Genomic DNA, 4,494 nt, shown 5'->3' with positions numbered 1-4,494 from the left:
GCCGATGCCGTCGGCGGGCGGTCCGCGGAAGAACCGCGCGGGGCAAGGGAGCTTGGGATGTGATGGGCACGTAACCTCTCCAGCGTCGCGAAATGCCCGCACAGTCCGCCCGAGAGAAGACAACGTTGTCCGACCGAACACCGGAGCGTGCGGAGCGAGACGGCGGTGGACGCACGGGACAACACCCGTCGCGTTCACGACCGTGCGCCATCAGACAGGGAAAAGGCATACAACGGGCAAACAGAACTCACACAGAAGGTGCGCGCCGGACGCAGCGCAGAGAGCCAACGAGAGCCAGCGCCTTCGCGCACGGCGCGACGCGGCCCCGGTGCGCGGCGCGGCCCCGGTGACGGGAGGGCACGCACCAATGGCAGGACTCGCGCTGCGGCTCCACCTCGTAGTAGAGCTGCTTCTCGGGCGCGTAGGTGAACAGCCCTCCGAGCTGGTCCAAATCGTCGGGCACCACACGCTCCCGCCTCTCCGTAGCCTCATGGTTGGCGGTGGATGCCGTCTCCGCATCGCCGAGGCGAGCGGCCGCGCGGGATTGCAGATCGAGCAGCCACGGGCCTGCCGTATTGAGCCGTACCTGGCGTGTCTCGTTCAGCAAGGTTTCCACGTACGCCAATGACTCTGCCGCGCAGGGGCGGCAAGATCGCAGGTATGCGAATTCTCGTTATCGGCGGTACCTGGTTCCTGGGGAAGCACATCGCGCGAGTAGGGCTGGCGAGAGGGTGGGCGGTCACCACCTTCAACCGGGGGCGGTCCGGACACGACGTCGAAGGCGTCGAGCCCGTTCACGGGGACCGTACGGACCGGAATGACCTCCAGCGCCTTGCCCTGCAAGGGCCGTGGGATGCCGTTATCGACACGTCCAGTTCCGACTTCCCGCCCCGCGATGTACTCCTGGCCACCACTGCCCTCCGCGCTGTGACCCGGCGATGGGTGCACATCTCCACCGTGTCCGTCTACCAGGGCTGGCCGCACCAGGCCCTCACCGACCACTCGCCGCTGCTGGACTGCCCCGCGGACGCGGACGAGACATACGGATACACCGGCGAGGACGGCAGCCCCACCGTCTACGGCTTCCAGAAGGCCGGCGGAGAGCGTGCTGTGGCCGAGGTGTTCGGGGAAGCGGCGGTGTTTCTGCGCCCCGGAGTCATTCTGGGGCCCGGCGAATACGTCGGCCGACTCCCTTGGTGGCTGACCAGGGCCAAGCGCGGCGGGAAGATTCTGGCGCCCGCTCCGAGCGGCCAGCGCATCCAACCCGTCGATGTCCGCGATGTCGCCGAGTTCGCACTCGACCAGGCGGCCGGTGAGACGAGCGGCGGGTACAACGTCACCCATCCCGACGGCATCACCTTCGCCGACTTTCTCGATGAGTGCCTGGCCGTCACCGGCGGGGTCGGGACACCGGAGTGGGTTGAACCGGGCGTCCTGACCGATCACGGCGTCGCGCAGTGGACGGAGCTACCTCTGTGGCGTACGCACGCGGGTGTCTGGTCGGTCGACTCCAGCCGGGCGGTCGCCGCGGGCTTGCGGTGCCGGCCGATCGCCGATTCCATCCGTGACACCTGGGCGTGGCTTGCCGCCGACGGGCGTCCCGTGGACCACCCGAGGTGGGCGGACCACGGGATCGCCCCGGAGAAGGAGGCCAAGATCCTCGCTTCCCTGGCCTGAGTCAGGCTTCCAACTGGAGCAACGCAGAGCGTGTGCTGAGCTGGTGAGCGCTCGCGGTGCGGGTGAAGTCCTCGACGCGGTCCCGCAGTTCGCGCGGCAACGTCGAGGTGCGGTACGCCGGTTGTGTGAGGAACTGCTGGATCTGGCCCGTCCGTACGAGAACCCCGGTCACACGCTGGTCCCCGGGGATACTCCATAGGGGCGTCAGCGCATCAGCCGCTCCCTCGATGTCATTCGACAGGAGCCGGGCCATGGCGAGGTCCGCGGCGGCACCTCCGAGGACGTGCGCCGAACGGGCGGCCTGCGGCTTCCGGCTGATGAGTTCGAGTGCGCGGCGTGCCGACTGCTCGGCTTGGTCCCCGTCGTGGATCAGCAGCGCAGTTGAACTGCTGGACATGGCCAAACGCTCGGCGCTGAACCCGAATTCACCTCCGACACCGTCGTGGAGATCGTCGCGCGTCCCGCTGTCGGCCTCCAGGGAGAGCCGGAGAGTGTGGCGGGCGGAATCGGTGTCGCCGAGGTATCCGTGTGCCCGCGCCTCGATGGCCAGGAGCCGACGGCGGGCGATGTCGCCCAGGCCACCGTACGACTGGGCCCGCCGCGCCTTGCTGACGGCCTCGGCGGGCATACCCGTGAAGTAGGCGACGTACGCGAGGATGCCGTCCGCGTACGCCCGCAGCGGCTCGAAGCGTGCACTCTCCCCGTAGAGGTCAGCCGCACGGGCCAGGCGACGAGCGTTAGTGAAGGAGCCGAGGTCGAAGGCCGCCACAGCGAGCAGCGCCATCGTCTGGCCTGTCAATTCGAGGAGACGCTGCTGCTGGGCGGGGATCTGCGTGCGATCCCGCTGGCTCTGAAGCTCCTCCTGGAGCACCCGGCCACGCCGAAATACCTCAATCGGCGGGAGGGAAGCGTAGGCGTGCGCGAGCGACGCCACGTCGTCGGTGAGCTGGTCGAGGCTGGTGTCGGAGACGGACGCCGCGGCTGTTGCGCTGGCGTCGTCCTGAGCATCGCGTGCGGTCATGTTGATCTCGTGCTCCAGATTGAACGCGGGTGCCGGGGGATCTTCGGCGAGCAGGGGAGGCGTCAACAGTGCCGCGACGTCACAGCCGAACATGGCCTGCAACACGCGGCGGGTATCAGCGGACAGCGACTCGGGGCGGGCCCGTCCCGCTCTCCACCGGAATACCGTCCGCTCGCTGCACGTCGGGTTGTTGACACCCTTTCCCACGACCTCGTCGGCGGTCCTGTCGAACAGCTCCACGAAGTCGGGGGCACTCAAGTTGCGCTTTTCGCACAAGAGCTTGAGCAGCGTCTCGGATTGTTCCGTCACATCGCCCCCACTAATCAAGCCTTGGCCGCTTGGCTCGGCAACCCGCCTAGATCGATCCCTTTGCACGAAGGGGATACCGCAGCCGCTCACCAGTGCAACACATTCTCGGCAGATGGCAGTTGGCTGGCGGTCAAGTGTCAGAACGCGGTCCTGGTGGCAGCGAAACGACAGCTCCCTGACATGGCGGTGGCATGGCATAGGCGACCACGCTGATCAACAGCCTCGCTGAGCGCTTCCAAACGAGCGCGCTGGACAGTGCCCGTCGTATCGGCGGGCCCGCCACCCCCAGAGGACGTGATGACGACGACTGCCGTACGGACACCTCGCGCGCGCCACCGCCGCGACGGGGAAGTGATGACCGAGCACATCAAGATCGATCCCCAGCGCGGTGGTGGACCGCCGCGCGCTGAGGACGCCTGCCGGGTCGGCGTCATGCGCCGAATCGCCGCCGCGAAACTGAAGTACTGCGGCCTTGAAGCGCTGACCGACATGGTGATGCTGCTCGTCTCCGAACTGGTCACCAACGCGATAGTGCACAGCGGTACCACGGAGATCTGCCTGCGCGTTGTCGTACGGGACGGTTTCCTGCGCATTGCCGTCATCGACGGTATGCCGGGTCGCGCCACACCCAGGCATGCCGATGACAACGCCGTGTCGGGGCGCGGCCTCCTACTCGTCGAGAGCCTGGTGGAGGAAGCCGGCGGGAGCTGGGGAACCAGCGACGGCGGCGCGGAAACCTGGTGCAGGATCCCGCTGGAAACTCCCTCATGTCCGGGGTGACGGCGGCGGAACCGGCTGCTGACTTCGGCGTTCCTGTCCATACGGTGACCGGGCAGGCTCGACTTTTGGCGCCGCCGACCATCGACTTGCACCATCCTCGCTCCGCAGAACCCGAGTCGGACGTCCCTGTTGCGATGCCCGTCTTCAACCCTCTTTGCGATGCTCTGGAGGCGGTGCTCGGAGAGTACGCCGATCCGGGTGCCGAGAAAATCGACCAGACTGACGCGCAGCTCAGAAGCGTGCTGCCACTGCTCGTGCGCGTCGCCGACCGGCACTCCGGCCCCGCAGTCACCGAGGCCGTAGACAGAGCGCAAACCGTGTGGGCCGAGGCCCGGTCCGAAGGCTCCCTTCGCATACGCGGGCAGACGCGTCGCTTCGCCGTCGCCGTCCTCGGCCTGGTTGATCTGCTGGTGGAGGCTCTGTCATGAGCTCTCTGCCGAACGGGCCGCTTCTCCTGTCCCGGCTCCAACTTGACCCCGCGGACAAGCCCGCATAGTCCGCTCCACCGCCCTGTCATCGTTCGCAAGTCCGAGGAGTCCCGTGCAGCCCAAGCCGCTGGACACGGCACCGTCAGTCCATGCCCTGATCGGCGCAGAGCTCAGATACCACCGCGAAAAGAAAGAAATGCCGCAGGGCAAGGTAGGGCAACTGCTGTTCTTGACCGGCGCCTTCATCGGAATGCTGGAGTCGGGTACGCGCAGAATGCG

General features: G+C 67.3%; 5 protein-coding genes. 3 read left to right on the top strand and 2 right to left on the bottom strand.

Features of this window, described 5'->3' with window-relative positions:
• Positions 1-247 precede the first annotated feature (247 nt).
• Entirely contained in the window at positions 248-616 is a 369-nt protein-coding gene (locus tag GA0115259_RS42475) for a hypothetical protein (RefSeq protein ID WP_256098292.1), read from the bottom strand.
• Between the two features lie 44 nt (positions 617-660).
• Here GA0115259_RS42475 and GA0115259_RS35855 point away from each other — a divergent pair, with 44 nt between their 5' ends.
• Positions 661-1,677: an NAD-dependent epimerase/dehydratase family protein gene (locus GA0115259_RS35855; protein ID WP_093604586.1), complete on the top strand. Its 1,017-nt coding sequence runs from the start codon at positions 661-663 to the stop codon at positions 1,675-1,677.
• A 1-nt stretch (position 1,678) separates the two neighbouring features.
• On the opposite strand, the gene GA0115259_RS35850 is transcribed toward GA0115259_RS35855, so the two are convergent.
• Positions 1,679-3,097, bottom strand: coding sequence for a DNA-binding protein (locus GA0115259_RS35850; protein WP_237540731.1), 1,419 nt, complete (start codon positions 3,095-3,097; stop codon positions 1,679-1,681).
• A gap of 207 nt (positions 3,098-3,304) precedes the next feature.
• Here GA0115259_RS35850 and GA0115259_RS35845 point away from each other — a divergent pair, with 207 nt between their 5' ends.
• Positions 3,305-3,787 (top strand): ATP-binding protein, encoded by a 483-nt coding sequence (locus GA0115259_RS35845; protein WP_237540730.1) that lies wholly within the window; start codon positions 3,305-3,307, stop codon positions 3,785-3,787.
• Positions 3,775-4,215, top strand: coding sequence for a DUF6415 family natural product biosynthesis protein (locus GA0115259_RS35840; protein WP_093604579.1), 441 nt, complete (start codon positions 3,775-3,777; stop codon positions 4,213-4,215). The genes GA0115259_RS35845 and GA0115259_RS35840 overlap by 13 nt, the downstream gene beginning before the upstream one ends.
• Positions 4,216-4,494 lie beyond the last annotated feature (279 nt).

Source organism: Streptomyces sp. MnatMP-M17, from assembly GCF_900091995.1.
Taxonomy (GTDB): Bacteria; Actinomycetota; Actinomycetes; order Streptomycetales; family Streptomycetaceae; genus Streptomyces.
The sequence above is the reverse complement of the archived record's forward strand: the minus strand, read 5'-3'. Positions and strand labels throughout refer to the sequence as shown.